The following is a 16,521-nucleotide window of genomic DNA, read 5'->3' on the forward strand; positions in this document are numbered from 1 at the left end:
GTGGCATCTCTGCCGTTCACGTTGCCGCGGGGCCGCCTCGTGTCGGCTGGGCGGCCGCGGCCGGCAGGTCTTGCACCTGCCGGTCGTAATCGTCGAGCAGCTGACGGAGATGGTCCAGCGACTCGGCCGGTACGTCGGCCGGAGCGGACTCCACGACGTAGCGGGCCGCCGTGACCAGTGCGGACAGTTCGTACACGTGGAACGTGCCGCGGAGTACCGCCGGGCGCAGCCTCTCCAGCAGCATCGGTCAGCCCTTGGAGCGTACGTACTCGACGACCTGGCCCAGCTCGGAGGCGAACTGGTCGTAGTCCTCCTGCATGCCGTTGATGTAGGCACTCCAGCCCAGACTCGCCTTCGCGTAGTGCACGGCTTCCTGGATCTCCTCGTCCGTGGCACCGAAGAGCTTGGCCGCCTCGGCGTGGAACAGGCTGCAGTACCGGCACTTGGTCTCGGCGTGCAGCCCGACGCCGATCAACTCCTTGTACTTGTTCGGGATCAGCGTCTCGCCGAGTTCGATCCGCTTGAAGATCTCCCACTCCGGGCCCAGCAGCTCGGTCGGAATGCTCTGGAAGAAGTGCGGCACCAGGCCCAGGGTTTCCTTGATGTCCGCTTCGACATCGGCGCGACTGACCGTGGTCGTCATGAAAACAGCCTCCTCCGAAGGCTCCGCGTGCCCGACCAGGCTCGCCCGCGCTGGTCGCGAGCGTGTCGGCACCGGCCATCGACGGGCTCGGACCGCCGTTGCGTAACCCCACTGCCCCGGCGGAGAGAGCCCTCTGGCACCGGCGGGCCCTCACATCAAGCTTACGCACCTCCACCATCTCCGGCGACGGACGGAGAGGCCGCCCCACGGGACGCTCGGCACGGATGGTGATCGTCCGGTGACACATGATTCACAGCCGGGAGCCCCCCGGACGCGCGGCCGCCAGACGAATCCGGCCCCGTCCGCACAGTCGGCCGAGACCGCGGGCCCCTTCTCCCGGGGGCGCCGCCCTGGGTCCGCGGATAGCGTGGAAGGACAGCGACCGGCAGGTGAGGCCATGACGAACAAGACCTACGACGCCATCGTCGTCGGGGCCCGCTGCGCGGGTGCACCGACCGCGATGCTGCTGGCCCGCCGGGGCCACCGGGTCCTTCTGGTGGACCGCGCCCGTTTCCCGAGCGACACCGTCTCCACGCACCTGATCCACCCGCCGGGCCTGGCGGCCCTGGACCGCTGGGGCCTGCTGAGCCGAGTGACCGCCGGCGGTCTGCCGGAGATCACCACCTACTCGTTCGACCTCGGACCGCTCACCCTGGCGGGCTCACCGGCCGGGTGCGGGTTCTCCGGCTCGTACGCACCGCGCCGCACCGTCCTGGACAAGATCCTCGTGGATGCGGCCTCGGAAGCGGGCGTCGAGGTACGTGAGGCCTTCTCCGTTGAGGAGTTGGTGACCGACGGCGGGGGTACGGACGGCACCGTGACCGGGATCAGGGGCCGCGAACACGACGGCCCCCAGGTGACGGAGCACGCCCAGGTGGTGGTCGGCGCGGACGGAGCCCACTCGTTCGTCGCGCGGACCGTCGGAGCCGCCTCGTACGCCGAGAAGCCGAAACTGCAGGCCAGCTATTACACCTACTGGTCAGGGCTCGGGTTCGAGCACTTCGAGGCCTTCCTTCGGCCCGACCGGGCGCTCGCGGGCTGGCCCACCAACGACGGCCTGACCCTGCTCATCTGCGGCTGGCCGATGCGCGAAGCCGAGGCGCACCGGGCCGACGCCGAGGCGGAATACCTGGCCACCATCGCTCTGGCTCCCTCCCTCGCCGAACGGACCGCCTCGGCCACCCGTGTCGAGCGGCTCGTCGGGACCGCCGTCCCGAACTACTTCCGCAGACCGTACGGACCGGGCTGGGCCCTGGTCGGGGACGCCGGCTACCTCAAGGACTTCATCACCGCGCAGGGCATCCAGGACGCCTTCCAGGACGCGGAGCTGTGCGCCCGGGCCGTCGACGAGACCCTCACCGGACAACGCCCCTTCGCGGAGGCCATGCGGGACTACCAAGAGGCCCGCGACGCGCGGGTACAGGAGATGTACGAGTTCACCGCCGAGTTCGCCCAGCTGGACCCGCCGACCCCGCAGATGCAGCAGATGTTCGGCGCCATCGCGCAGCGGCAAGAGACGATGGACGGGTTCGCCCGGGTGATCGCCGGGGTGACCGCTCCTTCGGCGTTCTTCTCCGACCCGGCCCTGGCCCCCGCGGCGGGCTGAGCCGCCCGTCTCCCCTCGTCGTCCTCGTAGACGAGGGCCGGCGCGCTCGCCGGGATCCTCGTCACGTTCGCCCTGGGCCGGGACCGTCGGCCCCGGTGACCCACCGCGGCGGCTCCAGGGATCCAGCGCCAGGAATCCGGAGAGGGCCGTTCGATGGAATCGGCCGCCACTGCCCCGCCCATCCCGGCGTTTGTGGCGATGCATGGAGGATGGCCGCCGCCCGCCCCGGACTGCGGCGGCCCCTGTCGCTCATAGGGAGCCTGTGTGAGCACCTCTGGTTCTGGGCCGCTCCGTACCGCTGAGGGCCTGGAACAACGGCCCCTACGCAGAGGCAATGCACACCCGGCGGGGTGATCTGTCACTGCGCGATGCGGACGGTTGGTGCTGTCCCCTGGATGTCTCGAGAGGCGGTGCGCGCGAGCGGACGCCGGTGATCACGCCGTGCTGCGCCGTTGCAAGGGCCGCGTACTGGACATCGGGGGCGGGGCCGGCCGGCTGGTCGAGGCGCTGCTCCACCGCGGGCACTGCACACTCGGGATCGACGTGTCGCCGTCCGCCGTGATCACCACGGTGCGCCGGGGTGGCGCCGCACAGCACTGTTCGGTGTTCGATCCGATTCCCGGTGAGGGCACGTGGGGAACGGCCCTGCTCATCGACGGGAACATCGGCATCGGCGGCGACCCCTGCAGGCTCTTGCGGCGGATCAGGGACCTCGTCCACGGCCAGGGGCTGCTGATCGTGGAGACCGCTTCCGGCGGTGTGGACGAGCGACGCGCTCCTGGCCCGAATAGCGGACCGCGAGCCGCACCTCCCACTCGCGGCCTAACGCCCAGAATTTCCGGCCGCGTGTACTAGGCTCCGCCGCTAGCATCACTGGATCGACAGGAGGCCCGATGATCGGCGTGCTCGTGACTTTTACGCAGACCGACAAGTTCGATCGTGCAACTCTCGCAAGGATTGCCGGCGAACTCCGGGCACCGTTCGAAGGCATGGCCGGCCTTCGCTTCAAGAGTTTCATGCTCGACGAAGACGGTGTTCGGGCAAGGAACTTCTACGTGTGGGATGACGAGGAAAAAGGCCGCACCTTCTTCACGGAGGAGCTCGTCGGCAAGGTGACGGGGATTTATGGCGTCCCGCCCAAAATCGAATACCTCGATGTCGTGGGGTTCGTCGACAACTCCGGCACCTGATTTTCAAGTCGGGTGTCGCCTAAGCCTTAGCGGTCCAACAGCCGGGCTGCCCACGAGCCGATGACGATGCTCACCCGGCGAGGGCGAAGTAGCGCAACCACAGGTAGAGGGCGCAGAGGGCGACGGTCGCCATCGTGACCACGAGGCCGTACTTGGTGAATGCCCAGAAGCTGATGGGGTGGCGGTTGCGTTCGGCGATGCCGAGCACCACGACGTTGGCGGAAGCTCCGATGGCGGTGGCGTTGCCTCCGAGGTCGGCGCCCAGCGCGAGCGCCCACCACATCACGTGGTCGGGGTCGCCACCCATGTCGCCGACCAGCTCGCTGGTGATCGGAGCCATCGTGGCCACGTAAGGGATGTTGTCAATGATCCCCGAGAGGACCGCGGATCCACCCAGGAGCATCATGGATCCGCCGAGTGCGTCACCGCCGATCGCATCCGCGAGGGAGCCTGCCAGGCTTCCGATGACACCGGTCTCGATCAGCGCCCCGACCATGACGAACAACCCTGCGAAGAAGGCGAGGGTGGGCCACTCCACCTCGCCGAGGATCTCCCCCGTCTCGACCTTGGAGATCGCGATGAGCAGGCCCGCGCCGAGCAGGGCCACGACGCTCGGCTCGTAGTGCAGCACCGGGTGCAGGACGAAGCCCGCCACGACGAGCGCGAGGACGCCGAGGCCTTGAGCCAGGAGCCGAGGTTCGGTGATCGCCTCGCGTTCGCGAAGGTCCATGAGCTCAGCCGCGCGCTTCTCGTCGTAGACGAAGTGCTTCGCGAACATCACCCGGCACAGAAGCACCAGTACGCCCACGAGCACGACGCACAGCGGGGCGAGGTGCACCAGGAAGTCGTTGAAGGTGAGCCCGGCCCGGCTGGCGATGATGATGTTCGGCGGGTCACCGACGAGGGTGGCCGTGCCCCCGATGTTCGAGGCCAGGACTTCGGCGAACGATGCGCGCGACGGCGGACATCGGGGAAGCGAGCAAGGGTCAGGGCCTGTCGGGCTGGGGCACTTCATTGACAGAACGGGGTGCGCGGCAGGGGGCGGAGGCGCCGCCGAGGCACCTCCGGATGCCTCCGGGCGGCTGGCATCACCGGCGGCCGCGACGTGGAACGGCAGGGAGGTCGATGACCACCCTGCCTCCGGAAACCCTACCCCGTGGATCATCCTGCTCGGCGGGGCCGAGCACCGCCCGCACCGGCACATCGCGGCGGTGCCCGGCGCGCGGGCACCCGTACCGCGCAGGACAGTGGGTGCATGACGTACGACGAAGGACTGGCCCAGCGGATCCGGGAGCGGCTCGGTGAGCAGCCCGCCGTCACCGAGAAACGGATGTTCGGCGGTCTCGCGTTCCTGCTGCACGGCAACATGACCGTGGGCGTGTCCGGCGACGAGGTCATCGCCCGTGTGGGTCCGGACGGGACCGAACAGGCTCTCGCCCGCCCGGAGGCCCGGCCCATGGACTTCACCGGTCGCCCGATGCGCGGCTGGGTGACGGTCAGCGGCCGGGCCCTGGCGGAGGATGCGGTGCTGGACCACTGGCTCACGACGGCAGTGGCGTTCGCGGACACGCTGCCGCCCAAGTGAGATCCGTACTCACTGCTCCAGCAGCGCCTTGAGTGCCGCCAGGTCCTTGTGCTGGGCGCGGCGCATGGCCGCCGCCATCACGGTGGCGCCGAGGGAGGCGAACCCACTGGGCTCGCCCCAGTTGCGCAGCGTCATGCGCGTGCGGTTCGAGCCTTCCCCGTACGGCTCCCAGGTGTAGGTGGTCTCCATGGGGAAGGGTCCTTCGTCCGTCCGCATCACCAGTCGGCGCCCGGGCTCGTACGCGGTGATCTCGTATGTGTAGGCCAGCCGCCTGCCGATGAAGCGGGCGACGAACGCGACCCTGGAGCCGACAGCCAACGGCGGCGGCGTCCGCCAGTCGACGGAGGTGATGTTCGCGTACCACTCGGGTGCGTGCGTGGGGTCGGCCGCGTAGGCGGCGACCTTGTCGGACGGGGCGGCGATCACGGCCTCGGTCAGCACGTCGACCTTCATCGGAGAGCCTCCGCTCAGGACTCGGGGGCGGTCTTGGTGCCCCGGTGGCGCTGGTAGTGGCGGGCGACACGGGCACGGTTGCCGCAGCCGGCCGAGCACCATTCGCGGCGGGGGTGCTGCTTCACGAAGTAGAGCACGCAGCCCGGCGCCAGGCAGGCACGCAGCTGCGGTCGCATGTCGCCGGTGAACAGGTCGACGGCTTGTCCGGCGAGCACGGCGACCACCGCCTGCCCCGCGAGGTCGCTGGCGCGCACGATGCGGGCCGGGTCCCCACCCGAAGGCCAGTGGAGCGTCGCCCACACCGGTGTCACGCTGCACGCCTCGTTCAGTGCCGCGAGGGCTGCGTCCCGGGTGCCGGTGGCCGACACCCTTGGGCCGCTCGGGCGGTCGAGCGACACGGACCACCTGGGCTGGTCGTTACACCTGCATGACCGACTTCATGGTGCAGATCCCCGCGGACTGGCTGGCCCGGGTCTTCCTTTCGCTGCGCCGGAGCGCATCGGACGATGCGAAGGCCCTGGCAGCAGAGCTGCAGCCGTTCACGGAGAAGCCAGGTCAGCGGGTACCTGTCCCGGGAACGACCGTACTGCGCACGGAGTTGGCCCTGCGGGGGGAGATCGAGATCGCCGACGAAGAAGGCCGGCGTGCGCGACTGTCCGAGGAAGCCGAGTACTTGATCAAGGCCCGGCTCCCCCGCCAGTAGGACCGTTAGATCTCCGTGCCGACGTGTGTCGTCGGGGTGCTGGCCGCCGAGTGTCTGCGTGGTGCGCAAGTGGAGCGATGTCCGGGCGAGCTGGGCATCACCAGCCGCAAGGTGGTGGCTCCGGGATCAGCTCTGTGGGGGATCAGCACCACGTGTGAAGGGTTGCGTACGGCAGATGAGCAGGGCGACGTCATCTGGGTCGTCGGGACGCCGGAGTTCGCGTAGGAGCCGGTCGCAGGTCTCTTCCAGGGAATCGTCGGGCACGTCGAGCAGGGCGAGGAGGGTTTCGAGTCGTTCATCGATGGGATGGTGGCGGGTTTCGACCAGTCCGTCGGTGTACAGGACCAGCTGGTCGCCGATGCCGAGGCCGAAGGTGGTGGTCTCGAAGAGGGCTCCGCCGACTCCGAGCGGGGTGCCGGTGGGCAGGTCGAGGAGTTCGGGGTGCTTGCCGCTGCGTACGAGGGCGGGCGGTAGGTGGCCGGCGTTGGCGATGTGGCATTCGGCACGGTGGGGGTCGTAGACGGCGTAGACGCAGGTGGCGATGTAGTGCTCCAGCCCCGAGGTGATCTTGTCGAGGTGCTGGAGGAGCTGGTCGGGGTCGAGGTTGAGGTCGGCGAAGGCGCTGGTGGCGGTGCGTAGGCGGCCCATGGCGGCGGCGGCGTCGATGCCGCTGCCCATGACGTCGCCCACGACGAGTGCGGTCCTGTCGCGGTCGAGGGGGAAGACGTCGTACCAGTCGCCGCCGATCTCGTACGTGGCCTGCGCGGGCCGGTACCGGGAGGCGATCTGCAGTCCGGGAAGGTGCGGCGGGTGGCTGGGGAGCAGGCTGCGCTGCAGGGTTTCGGCGGCGTTGCGCACGCTCTGGTGCGTACGGGCGTTGTCGATGCACACGGCGGCGCGGGCAGCGAGTTCGGCGGCGAGGGAGAGGTCGTCCTCGCCGAAGGGCGCCGGGTTGCGGGCCCGAGTGAGGCCCAGGAAGCCGAGGACGTGGCCGCGTGCGGTGAGCGGGACCGACATGTAGGAGTGCACGCCGGCGCGGGCCAGAAGGCCGGCGGCGTGGCTGTCCCGGGCGATGCGTGCCAGGTCGGTGTCGTCGGCGTGGGCGATGAGCTGTGGCTGCCCGGTGCGTACGGTCTCGGTGGCCACGCGGTCGGCGGCGTAGGCGGCGATCTCGCCGGGCGGGTCGGCGGCCTGGAACGCTTCCGTGGGGTAGGCGGCCTTCAGCGCGAGCGCGCGAAAGAGCTCCGGGCCGTCTCGGGGAGCAGGGCCTGGGCGGTGTTCGTCCAGGACGGAGTTGAGCACGTCGACCGCGACGACGTCGGCGAGCTCGGGAACGACGACTTCGGCCAGCTCGCGGGCGGTCTGTTCCACGTCCAGGGTGGTGCCGATCCGGGCGGAGCCGTCGGCGATCAGGGCCAGGCGCCGCCGGGCCTCTGCGGCCTCCATGGCCGCCTGATACCGGTCGGTGACGTCGACCACCAGGTCGGCCACGCCGAGGACCCGGCCCTGGGGGTCCTCCAGCCGGTACAGGGAGATCGACCAGGCGTGCTGATCCGGGTCGCCGGGTGTGCGGCCGACGATGGTGGATTGGTCAACCATCGGAATCCCGGTCTTCAGAACTTCCCTCATCGCGGCCTCGGCCACCCCGAACTTCGCGGCGGTCATGATCTCGCGGTAGTGCCGGCCGAGGTGGTCCTTCACGGATATGCCGTGCATCCGCTCCAGGGCCGGGTTGACCGCCACGTACCGCAGATCGGTGTCAAGGATCGCCAGCCCGATGGGGGATTGTGAGATCAGCCGCGTGGACAGGGCGACATCCCGCTCCAGCTCGCGCAACGTCGTCTCGTCGGCGGCGAGCCCGAGGGCGTAGAAGTTGCCGCGGTCGTCCAGCAGGCGCATGTTGCGGAACTCGACCAGTCGAGTGCTGCCGTCCTTGTGCCGAACGGGGAACGCTCCGGCCCAGCTCTCGCCTGTCCCCATGACATGGGCGAACAGCTTGCTCATCAGTTCCCAGTGCTGTTCATGGACGAGCAGTGGCGCCGCGTACTGCCCGAGCGCCTCCTCGGCGGAGTAGCCGTAGAGGTCCTCGGCCTGCGGGCTCCACAGGACGATCCGCCCATCAGCGTTCAGCAGCACGGCGGCGACACCGAGGAGGTCCATCAGCCCGCTCGGCTCCGGCGCACCCTCCTCCGGCCGACCGGCATCGGCCCGACGTGCCTCGGCTGCGCTCATCGCAGGCTCTCCTTCCGCCTGCCGGCATCGCGCGGGCCGTCCGCTGACGCCGGCCCTGCCTGGCTCCTGCGTCTGTGGGCGCTTCGGGTTCCATGGTCCCCCCGGATTGGCCGACCGCACCATAGGACGAGATCCTTCCGTGGCTGGATGTCCTTGCGCCGCTTCCTCGAGGGCGAAGCCGGCCGATTCAGCGCGACCCGAACCAGACCGGAATGCCCGAGGCAGCCTGGAGCAGCACCAGGCCTCCCATTCCGGCGGGGTAGCCCGCCCAGGGGTCCTGACGGGTGAACCCGCGTGTCCTGAGGGGCTCAGGACGGTCGTGGCGCACAACGTGGGTGGAAGGCCCCGTACCGGCGTGAGGACGCGACGAGATGACGACCGTAGTGGTGACCGGCGCGACCGGGAACGTCGGGCGACACGTGGTGAGCGAACTGGGCCGGCGCGGCATCCCCCACCGCGCGCTCACCCGCAACCTGGAACGAGCCACTGCCGTACTCGGCCCCGGCGCCGACCTTGGGCAGGGGGACTTCACCGATCGCGATTCGCTCCGTGCCGCCTTCGCGGGCGCCGAACAGGCCTTCCTGAGCTGCGCCAACGACCCGCGGCAGGTCGAGAACGCGGCAAACGCGATCGAGGCCGCAGCGACGGCCGGTGTCCGGCAGATCGTCCTGCTGTCCACGGTCGGCGCCGAAGTCGGGGCCGCGCAGACGTTCGCCGATCAGCACGGCCGCATCGAGCACCGCCTGCGCTCGGCGGGGATCCCCTTCGTGATTCTCCGGTCCGGCTTCCTGATGTCGAACCTCCTCGGTTCACTGCCGACGATCGGGCAGGCCGGGCGGATCTTCCTGCCCGCAGACGACGCCCGCGTCGCCATGATCGACCCCCGTGACGTGGCCGCCTGCGCGGTCGCGGCGCTCTGCGGGCAGAGGGGGGACGGAGAGACCCACCTGATCACCGGGCCAGAGGCCATCACCTTCACCGAGGTCGCCCGCCAGCTCTCCACCGCCCTCGGACGGACGGTCGAGTATGTCGCCGTACCCGACGAGGCAGCCCTGGCCGGCATGCTCGGGGCGGGCCTGCCGCCGTGGCTCGCCGAGGGGGTGATGGGCACCTTCCAGATGCTCAGGAAAGGCATCACTGCCGACACCACCGACTCCGTACGCCAACTGACCGGGCACGACCCACGGCCCGTGGCCGACTTCGCCCACGACCTCATGGCACCGCTCCTGACCCGCTGATGCCGCAGCGGGACGCAGCCCGCGCGGCAGAGTGGGTCCCGGCACAGGGCCTCGCCGCATTCGGGATCAGCACCGGGGACCGACGTGGCCGACCTGATGGTGTTGCCGCTGCGGCCCTTGCCGGGGCTGGGCCCGGGGTCACCCCCTCTCCCACGGCGCCTTCGCAAGGACACCGTGGGCCTTGACCGACCGGACCCACTCGGAGCAGTGAACGGACGAAACCCCTCGGCCACCGAGAGGTCGCCGGGGCCTCACGCGTGACGGCATGTCAGGCTGCACCGGGGGTGACGTTGGCGTTCCGGTAGAAGACGATCACGGTGTCAGGGGCGATGGGGGCACGACGGGTCGGCGAGCGGTCACGTCGTTTCGCCGGGCGTATCGAGCGGCTTCCGACCGGTTCGCCACTCCGAGCTTGCGCAACACGGCGGCGACGTGGTGCTCCACGGTGCGCCGCGACAAGATCAGCTCGTCGGCGATCTCTGCGTTGCGGAGTCCGTCGGCCAAGAGGGTGAGCACCTCCCGCTCGCGGGTACTCAGCCCGTCTGGGCCGGCACCGCGGGACGGGCGCCTGGGGATGTCGCGCACGCCGAGCCGGCGCAGGCGGCGGGCTGTGATGTCGCGCATCGGGCGGGCTCCCAGGCGGTCGAAGGCCGCAAGTGCCTCGCGCAGCATCCCTTCGTCGGTGGTGTCGGCGAGCGCGAGCGCGGCCTCGTAGGGGCAGCCGATCTCCTGCCAACGCTCTGCCGACTCGCGCGGGCGGCCCGACAGCTGGAGCCGGTACGGTTCTGCTGCCCGCGCCTGGACCTCGCCCGGTCGGTCGGCGCGCGAGAGCAAGTAGGCCAGCTCGCCAAGCAGCCATGGCTCGCCCTGCTCCTCGGCGGTGGCCAGGGCCGGGGTGGCCACCGCGCGTACCTGATCGAGGTCGCCGGTGTACGCCGCGGCTTCCGCCAGCGCCGGAGTGGATCCGATGATCCAGCCGACGACCGGCTCGGCGGTGACCATGACCGAACGGACCCGGGTCAGTAGGGGGCGGGGATCGGAGTCACCTCGGCGGGAGCGCAGCCGGCCCAGCACCACCATGGCTATCATCCTGCGCCCGTCGTCCACGCCAGCCGTGCGCAGCACCTCCGAGGCGAGCGCCTCGGCCTCGTCCCACCGGCCCTGGTCGAGGAGCGCCCTCGACCGGAAGGCACGCAGCCACTGGCGCCACACCTCCTGGCCGTGTTCTTCGGTGAAGGAGAGGGCCTCCGCGTACCACCGCTCGGCCTCCCGGTACCAGCGGCGGGTCACGCAGATCAGCTGGAGCCAGAAGTAGCCGAGGCCGGCCTGATCGTTTGCGGATGCTTCGCGCGCCAGGCGGACGCTCTCCGCGATCAGGTCGAGGCCGGACACGTCGCCGTCCTGGGCGCGGCCGATGCCGATGGGCAGCAGCGCGAGCGCCCGTTCCAGCGGTCCGGTGCCCTCGCCGGCCATCGCGAGGAGCCGCTCGCCCCACGCAACCGCGTCGGCGTTGCGGAACGCCATTGCGGAGAGCTTGCCGCGGATGGCGCAGGCGAGCGCGTACTCGGGTCCCGGTGGCTGCCCCGCCAGCAGTGCGAGTGCCTCGTCGCAGGCCTTCTCGCCGAGCGGGATCTCCCGGGCCAGGTGCGCCGCGGTGATCGCCAGCCCGACCAGCGCCCCGCCCCGCCGAAGGTCGTCGCCGACCTCCCGCCACGCCTCGACGGCCTCCTGCCGGGCGCGCAGGGCGCCGTCGAGGTCGTCGGCGAGATGACACTGCCGGCCGAGTTCCTCCAGGAGCCCGGCCCGGTCCGCGTCCGGGCTGCCCGGGAACACTTCGAGTGCGCGGCGGAGGTGTGCCGCGGCCTCCGTGTGAGCCCCCAGCGTGGATGCCCGTTGTGCCGCGAGGGGTGCGTAGGCGAGCACGGCGGCCCGGTCGTCGGCACGCTCTGCGTGATCGGCGAGCCGCGCCGGTTCCACTTCGCCGGGCCTCGGACCCGGTTCCGGCCGTGGGCTGCGGCTGGGCGTTCCGCAGTGCCGCGTGGCTGGCCGACGCGACCGCCGAGCCTTTGGCCCAGGGCCGGGACCTGCACCGCGCGCTGCGCGACTACCGCCGGGCACACAGGTTCATCGACACGTACGACGCCCTGGGCCGGCGGGAAACACTCGCCCGGCCACCCAGCTGGCTCCAGCGGGCGATCCGCGCGGCAGCCGTGTCCGAACCGGACATCTCCCGTCGGCTCGCGGCGTTCGCGATGCGGGCAGCGCCCCCCTCGGTACTGCTGAACCCCAAGGTCATGATCCGGGCCGCGGTCGGATCCCGGGCGCCCGGCCCGTGGGGACGGCGCCCGGCGGCTGCTCCCGATCCTTCCGGCCGAGCATGACGGGTTCCTTCACGAGGCCCGGGAGCGCGGCGTACGCGATGATGGGACGGAGAAGCCCGTGCCACGGCCGCTCGCAGCATGATCCTCGCGAGCTCCCTGGAGGTCCTGATGCTGACCACCCCGGTATGCCGCCTTCTCGGTATCGATGCCCCGATCGTCTGCGCGCCCTTCGGCCCCTGGGACGAGGTCGATCTCGCGGCCGCAGTGTGCGGAGCCGGCGGCCTCGGCGGCCTCGGCACGGCGGTGCGGCCCCTCCCGGAACTGCGGGAGCAGTGGGCTCGGCTGCGGCGGCTGACGGACCGTCCTTTCGCGATCAATCACACGAGCCGCCCCTTCGACGAGGAGGCGTTCCAGGCCACGATCGAGGAGCGCCCGGCAGCGATCTCCTTCCACGTGGCGGTGCCGCCCGGCCTGATCGCCCGGGCGCACGATGCCGGCATCCTCTGGATCCAGCAGGTCTCCAGCCGCGGTCAGGCCGACGAGGCTCTCCGGGCCGGAGCGGATGTGATCGTCGCGCAGGGCGGCGAGGCCGGCGGGCAGGGCGGGGATGTCGGCACGATGGTGATGGTCCCCGATGTCGTCGACATGGCGGGTGAGGTACCCGTCCTCGCGGCCGGCGGGATCGCCGACGGCCGTGGCCTGGCCGCGGCGCTGACCCTGGGGGCGCAGGGGGTGTTGATGGGGACACGCTTCCTCGCGTCGCAGGAGATGAGCGTGTCGCAGGCCTGGAAGAGCCGGATCGTCGAGTCCGCCGCCTCGGACGCGGTGAAGGCCGTGGGCAGTGAGCGGATCCTGCCGCCGTTCAACCTCCCCGGCAGCGCCGGGGTGCCGCGCTGCCTTCGCACCCCCTTGGTGGACGCCTTGCGCGAGCACCCTGAACAGGTGGACCCCGCGGAGACCGTGCCTCGCGTGATGGCCGCGATCCTTGCCGGCGGTGGCGAGGAGTACCTCCCCTTGACCGGCCAGTCGACTGCCCTCGTTCAGGAGATCCTGCCCGCCGGCGAGATCGTCCGACGGACCGTAAGGGAAGCCGAGGCGGCGCTGGCGGCAGCGGCCCGCGCCATCGTCCCAAGGCCATGACGGCCCTCAGCCCCGGAGACGTGGAAGCCCTGACCGCGCTCGACGCCACCGCCCAGGCGCAGCTCGTTCGTACCGGAGAAGCCACCGCCGAGGACCTCGTCACGGCGGCCATCACCCGCATCGAAGCCCTCGACCCGCAGCTCAACGCCGTCGTCACACCGGTGTTCGAGCAGGCCCTGGAACAGGTCGGGGCCGGCCTCCCGGACGGCCCGTTCACCGGGGTCCCCTACCTGCTCAAGGACCTCATCACCGAGCAGGAGGGCGTGCCCTTCCACGAGGGATCGGTCTTCCTGCGCGACCACGTCTCCCCGCACGACCAGGAGCTCGTACGAAGGCTGCGCGCCGCCGGGCTCGTCATCCTCGGCAAGACCGCCACGCCGGAGTTCGGCATGAGCCCGACCTGCGAGTCCGTCCTGTACGGGCCGACCCGCAATCCGTGGGACCGCACGCGGACCACCGGCGGCTCCAGCGGGGGATCCGCGGCCGCCGTCGCGGCCCGGATGGTCCCCGCGGCACACGGCAACGACGTCGGCGGCTCCATCCGGTTCCCCGCCTCCTGCTGCGGGCTGTTCGGCCTCAAACCCAACCGGGCCCGGGTGCCGCTCGGCGCCGCCTACGGGGACGTCTTCGGCGGCTGGGCCTGCGAACACGCCCTGACCCGCTCGGTACGGGATTCCGCCGCACTCCTGGACGCCGTCGCCGGGCCCGAGCCGGGCGACCCCTACCCGGCCCCGGCGACGCCGGGGCCGTTCGCCGACCAGGTCCACCACGAACCGGGGCGACTACGCATCGCCTTCAGCAGGCGCCCGGCGGACGGCCACCGCGTGCACGCCGACTGTCTCGCGGCCCTGGACGACGCCCTCGGGCTCCTCGCCGGACTGGGCCACGAACTCGTCGAAGCCGACCTGCCAGGCCTCACCCCGGACGTCGGCGACGCCATCGGCGCCGTCTACGGCGCCGGCCTGTCCTGGATCCTCGCCTACTGGATCCGCGAACTCGGCCGCGAACCCGGCCCCGACGAGCTCGAACCCCTCACCCGGGCGTACTGGGAGCGCGGCCTGCGCCTCACCGGCGGCGACTACCTCCTCGCCGTCACCACACTCCAGCACTTCGCCCGAACCACCGCCCGCTTCCTCAGCCGCTACGACACCTGGCTCACCCCGACCGTGGCCCAACCACCAATCCTCCTGGGCGAGATGACCTCCACAGAGGACGAACCACTGCGCGCCGCCGAGCGGAGCGCCCCCTTCGTCGCCTTCCCCGCCATCGTCGCCAACATCACCGGCGCCCCCGCCATGTCCGTACCCCTGTACTGGTCCGGCAGCGGCCTGCCCATCGGCGTCCACTTCCTCGGCCGCGTCGGCGACGAGGCAACCCTCCTGCACCTCGCAGCCCAGCTCGAACACGCCCGCCCCTGGGCCGACCGCCGCCCGGACCGACCCACCACGCCCACGTGGCACGATCCGGCCGCCGGGGCCAGCCTGGAGGAAGGACACTCCCCGTAGCCCAGCGAATGGAGACGGCCATGACGGCGACGACACGGGATGACACACCGGTCGTGATCGAAGGCGGAGGCGTCGAACTCCGGACCCAAGCGATCGGAGAAGACCTGTCCGTGGCCTTCGTCCGGTTCCCGCAAGGCGCCGATATGAGGCCGGCCCTGACCGGCCTGCCCGACGGCCTCTGCGCCTGCCCTCACTGGGGCTACATGCTCAAAGGGAGGCTGAAGATGGTGACGAAGGACGGGGAGGAGATCTACGAAGCGGGCCAGGCCTTCTACTGGCCGCCCGGGCACGCCCCCGTGGCACTCGAGGACTGCGAATACGTGGACTTCTCACCCACCGAAGCCTTCACCACCGTCATCGACCACATCAAGGCGCAGGGCTGACCCGACCCCGCTCATGCTCCACACCAGCCCCGTAGGACTGTCTCCACGGGCCGCCCCCGTGCGACCGCGACCTCGCCACACGCACTGACGCAGCCACACGGGCGCCCGGCCTACGGCCCCGCCGAGAGGCAGACCAGCCGGTGCCCCACCAGAATCCGGCCCGTCCACCGCCGACGGAGCCGGGGAGGGGGCTATGGCCTGACTTCAGAAACGGCAGCCTCATCGCATCGCCGCGTACGAACTGGACCCGGGAATCCGTGACGTGCTGCCGGGCGTACCGGACGTAGCCGTCCGACGGCTCGACTCCCACCACCCGCCGGGGACGGGCCACGTCCAGGACCGCCCGCGTGACGGCACCCGTCCCGCAACCGATGTCCCGCCAGTCACTGCCCTCCGCAACGCCCAGCCGGCGGACGCACTCCACCGCCACCTGCCGGCTCCACCGCCCGATGTACGGCTCGTACGCTTCCCCTTCGCCCCACACCGGCGTTCACCCTCATCCCGGACGGCCAGGGCCCGGCGGGCCCGACACCTACCGCCTCGAACCAGCATGCCCGGGACCCCACCCGCTCGCAGCTCGGCCGCGAGCACCAGTCAAGACGAGAGCAAATGCGGGCCGCACGTCCGCCGCGGCCGGATCCGCCCCCCGCCTCAGCAGGGACGGATGTCACCCCAGCCGAAGAGGTTCCTCGCATGCGGAGGGCCAGGGCGGCGCCGGGGCGGTTGCCGGAATCCTCCACGGCCCCGACGAACAGCTCCCACATCTCCCCTTCGAGCGGGAACCCGGACGCGGGTACCGGTGAGATGCCGACGATCGAGCGGACCCGCGAGGCCGCCCTCCTCGGAGTGCGAGCGGTGGCCTCGTAGTAGTCGCGGACCAGGCGGTGTTGGCCTCGTTGTCGCGGGGTTCCGGCCACATGCCAGCGACGACGGTGGCGAAGGAGGCATCCCAGTAGGCGAAGGCCGTCGCCTCCGGGGCGAACCGGTGGCAGGCGCCGTTGATCGGGTAGATGTGGACCGTCGAGTTCACGGCGGGCAGGCGCGGGCCGTGCACCAGGTGCGCCTCGATCGCGGCGTCGCTCAGCTCCGTCACGAAGTTGGCCTTCCAGTAGTGCTGGAGACCGCGGCACGAGCGCGTCGAAGGTGCTGTTGAGCGCGGGATACGGCATGACGCCGACGTGTTCCGCGACCACCGGGGCGAGGTCGTGGAAGGGTTGCAGCGCCCGCTCGCTCTCCTCCGGCGGCCCCGCCCAGCACGACACGATCAGTGTGAAGGGCTCGCCGCGCCGGCCTCGGGGATGAACGGCAGCATCGGGGCGATCTGGAAGGCCGGGAAGCCGCCGAGCTGCTCCGGCGCGTCGGCGATGAAGGCCCGGAAGGAGCACAGGACCATGTCGGCGCTGTCCAGCTCGAAGAGGATCGGCCCGCCGTAGATGTCCTTGACGGGCTGAGCCGGAATTCGAGGGGGATCACCTCGCCGAAATTGCCACCGCCGCCGCGCAGTGCCCAGAAGAGGTCCTCG

General features: G+C 71.0%; 19 protein-coding genes. 10 read left to right on the forward strand and 9 right to left on the reverse strand.

Going from position 1 to position 16,521, the window contains the following annotated elements:
• Nucleotides 1-16: 16 nt before the first annotated feature.
• Together ACGFYQ_RS08540 and ACGFYQ_RS08545 are read right to left on the reverse strand one after the other, a co-directional pair.
• Nucleotides 17-244, reverse strand: a complete 228-nt coding sequence (locus ACGFYQ_RS08540) for a hypothetical protein (RefSeq protein ID WP_362406740.1) — start codon at nt 242-244, stop codon at nt 17-19.
• A gap of 3 nt (nt 245-247) precedes the next feature.
• Nucleotides 248-643, reverse strand: coding sequence for a carboxymuconolactone decarboxylase family protein (locus ACGFYQ_RS08545; protein ID WP_215150402.1), 396 nt, complete (start codon nt 641-643; stop codon nt 248-250).
• Nucleotides 644-1,040: 397 nt separating this feature from the next.
• Here ACGFYQ_RS08545 and ACGFYQ_RS08550 point away from each other — a divergent pair, with 397 nt between their 5' ends.
• From ACGFYQ_RS08550 to ACGFYQ_RS08560, 3 genes are all read left to right on the forward strand, one after another.
• Nucleotides 1,041-2,249, forward strand: a complete 1,209-nt coding sequence (locus ACGFYQ_RS08550) for an NAD(P)/FAD-dependent oxidoreductase (RefSeq protein WP_393741358.1) — start codon at nt 1,041-1,043, stop codon at nt 2,247-2,249.
• A gap of 441 nt (nt 2,250-2,690) precedes the next feature.
• Nucleotides 2,691-3,104: a class I SAM-dependent methyltransferase gene (locus ACGFYQ_RS08555; protein ID WP_393741360.1), complete on the forward strand. Its 414-nt coding sequence runs from the start codon at nt 2,691-2,693 to the stop codon at nt 3,102-3,104.
• 38 nt (nt 3,105-3,142) lie between these two features.
• Nucleotides 3,143-3,439 carry a hypothetical protein gene (locus ACGFYQ_RS08560; RefSeq protein ID WP_362403124.1) on the forward strand — a complete coding sequence of 99 codons (297 nt, stop codon included), beginning with the start codon at nt 3,143-3,145 and terminating at the stop codon, nt 3,437-3,439.
• A gap of 70 nt (nt 3,440-3,509) precedes the next feature.
• Here ACGFYQ_RS08560 and ACGFYQ_RS08565 read toward each other — a convergent pair whose 3' ends face one another.
• Nucleotides 3,510-4,454, reverse strand: a complete 945-nt coding sequence (locus tag ACGFYQ_RS08565; protein WP_393741363.1) for an SLC13 family permease — start codon at nt 4,452-4,454, stop codon at nt 3,510-3,512.
• Nucleotides 4,455-4,694: 240 nt separating this feature from the next.
• On the opposite strand from ACGFYQ_RS08565, the gene ACGFYQ_RS08570 reads away from it, so the two are divergent.
• Complete coding sequence (locus ACGFYQ_RS08570; protein WP_393741365.1) at nt 4,695-5,024, forward strand: TfoX/Sxy family protein; 330 nt, start codon at nt 4,695-4,697, stop codon at nt 5,022-5,024.
• 9 nt (nt 5,025-5,033) lie between these two features.
• Here the strand turns inward: ACGFYQ_RS08570 and ACGFYQ_RS08575 are convergent, their stop codons facing one another.
• The gene (locus ACGFYQ_RS08575) at nt 5,034-5,477 is read right to left on the reverse strand and encodes an SRPBCC family protein (RefSeq protein WP_393741369.1); all 444 of its coding nucleotides are present in this window, start codon (nt 5,475-5,477) and stop codon (nt 5,034-5,036) included.
• Between the two features lie 14 nt (nt 5,478-5,491).
• Entirely contained in the window at nt 5,492-5,875 is a 384-nt protein-coding gene (locus ACGFYQ_RS08580; protein ID WP_393741371.1) for a CGNR zinc finger domain-containing protein, read from the reverse strand.
• Nucleotides 5,876-5,904: 29 nt separating this feature from the next.
• Between ACGFYQ_RS08580 and ACGFYQ_RS08585 the strand changes: the two genes are divergently transcribed.
• Nucleotides 5,905-6,180 (forward strand): hypothetical protein, encoded by a 276-nt coding sequence (locus ACGFYQ_RS08585; protein ID WP_362403103.1) that lies wholly within the window; start codon nt 5,905-5,907, stop codon nt 6,178-6,180.
• Between the two features lie 126 nt (nt 6,181-6,306).
• Here ACGFYQ_RS08585 and ACGFYQ_RS08590 read toward each other — a convergent pair whose 3' ends face one another.
• A complete protein-coding gene (locus ACGFYQ_RS08590; protein ID WP_393741373.1) occupies nt 6,307-8,412 on the reverse strand; it encodes a SpoIIE family protein phosphatase in 2,106 nt (701 codons plus the stop codon).
• A gap of 371 nt (nt 8,413-8,783) precedes the next feature.
• Here ACGFYQ_RS08590 and ACGFYQ_RS08595 point away from each other — a divergent pair, with 371 nt between their 5' ends.
• Nucleotides 8,784-9,650: an NmrA family NAD(P)-binding protein gene (locus ACGFYQ_RS08595; protein WP_393741375.1), complete on the forward strand. Its 867-nt coding sequence runs from the start codon at nt 8,784-8,786 to the stop codon at nt 9,648-9,650.
• Nucleotides 9,651-9,962: 312 nt separating this feature from the next.
• On the opposite strand, the gene ACGFYQ_RS08600 is transcribed toward ACGFYQ_RS08595, so the two are convergent.
• Complete coding sequence (locus tag ACGFYQ_RS08600; RefSeq protein ID WP_393741377.1) at nt 9,963-11,627, reverse strand: LuxR C-terminal-related transcriptional regulator; 1,665 nt, start codon at nt 11,625-11,627, stop codon at nt 9,963-9,965.
• Nucleotides 11,628-11,656: 29 nt separating this feature from the next.
• Between ACGFYQ_RS08600 and ACGFYQ_RS08605 the strand changes: the two genes are divergently transcribed.
• The 4 genes from ACGFYQ_RS08605 to ACGFYQ_RS08620 all read left to right on the forward strand — a co-directional run bounded on the left by ACGFYQ_RS08605 (nt 11,657) and on the right by ACGFYQ_RS08620 (nt 14,999).
• On the forward strand, nt 11,657-12,031 hold the full coding sequence (locus ACGFYQ_RS08605; RefSeq protein WP_393741379.1) for a hypothetical protein: 375 nt from the start codon (nt 11,657-11,659) through the stop codon (nt 12,029-12,031).
• 78 nt (nt 12,032-12,109) lie between these two features.
• On the forward strand, nt 12,110-13,111 hold the full coding sequence (locus tag ACGFYQ_RS08610) for an NAD(P)H-dependent flavin oxidoreductase (RefSeq protein WP_393741381.1): 1,002 nt from the start codon (nt 12,110-12,112) through the stop codon (nt 13,109-13,111).
• Nucleotides 13,108-14,616, forward strand: a complete 1,509-nt coding sequence (locus ACGFYQ_RS08615; RefSeq protein WP_393741383.1) for an amidase — start codon at nt 13,108-13,110, stop codon at nt 14,614-14,616. The genes ACGFYQ_RS08610 and ACGFYQ_RS08615 overlap by 4 nt, the downstream gene beginning before the upstream one ends.
• Before the next feature lie 20 nt (nt 14,617-14,636).
• Nucleotides 14,637-14,999, forward strand: coding sequence for a hypothetical protein (locus ACGFYQ_RS08620; RefSeq protein WP_362403083.1), 363 nt, complete (start codon nt 14,637-14,639; stop codon nt 14,997-14,999).
• Here the strand turns inward: ACGFYQ_RS08620 and ACGFYQ_RS08625 are convergent.
• Both ACGFYQ_RS08625 and ACGFYQ_RS08630 read right to left on the reverse strand, forming a co-directional pair.
• Complete coding sequence (locus ACGFYQ_RS08625) at nt 14,983-15,483, reverse strand: class I SAM-dependent methyltransferase (protein WP_393741386.1); 501 nt, start codon at nt 15,481-15,483, stop codon at nt 14,983-14,985. The genes ACGFYQ_RS08620 and ACGFYQ_RS08625 overlap by 17 nt on opposite strands.
• Before the next feature lie 780 nt (nt 15,484-16,263).
• On the reverse strand, nt 16,264-16,392 hold the full coding sequence (locus ACGFYQ_RS08630; protein WP_393741388.1) for a hypothetical protein: 129 nt from the start codon (nt 16,390-16,392) through the stop codon (nt 16,264-16,266).
• Nucleotides 16,393-16,521 lie beyond the last annotated feature (129 nt).

This window comes from Streptomyces sp. NPDC048258, from assembly GCF_043201995.1.
Classification (GTDB): Bacteria; Actinomycetota; Actinomycetes; order Streptomycetales; family Streptomycetaceae; genus Streptomyces.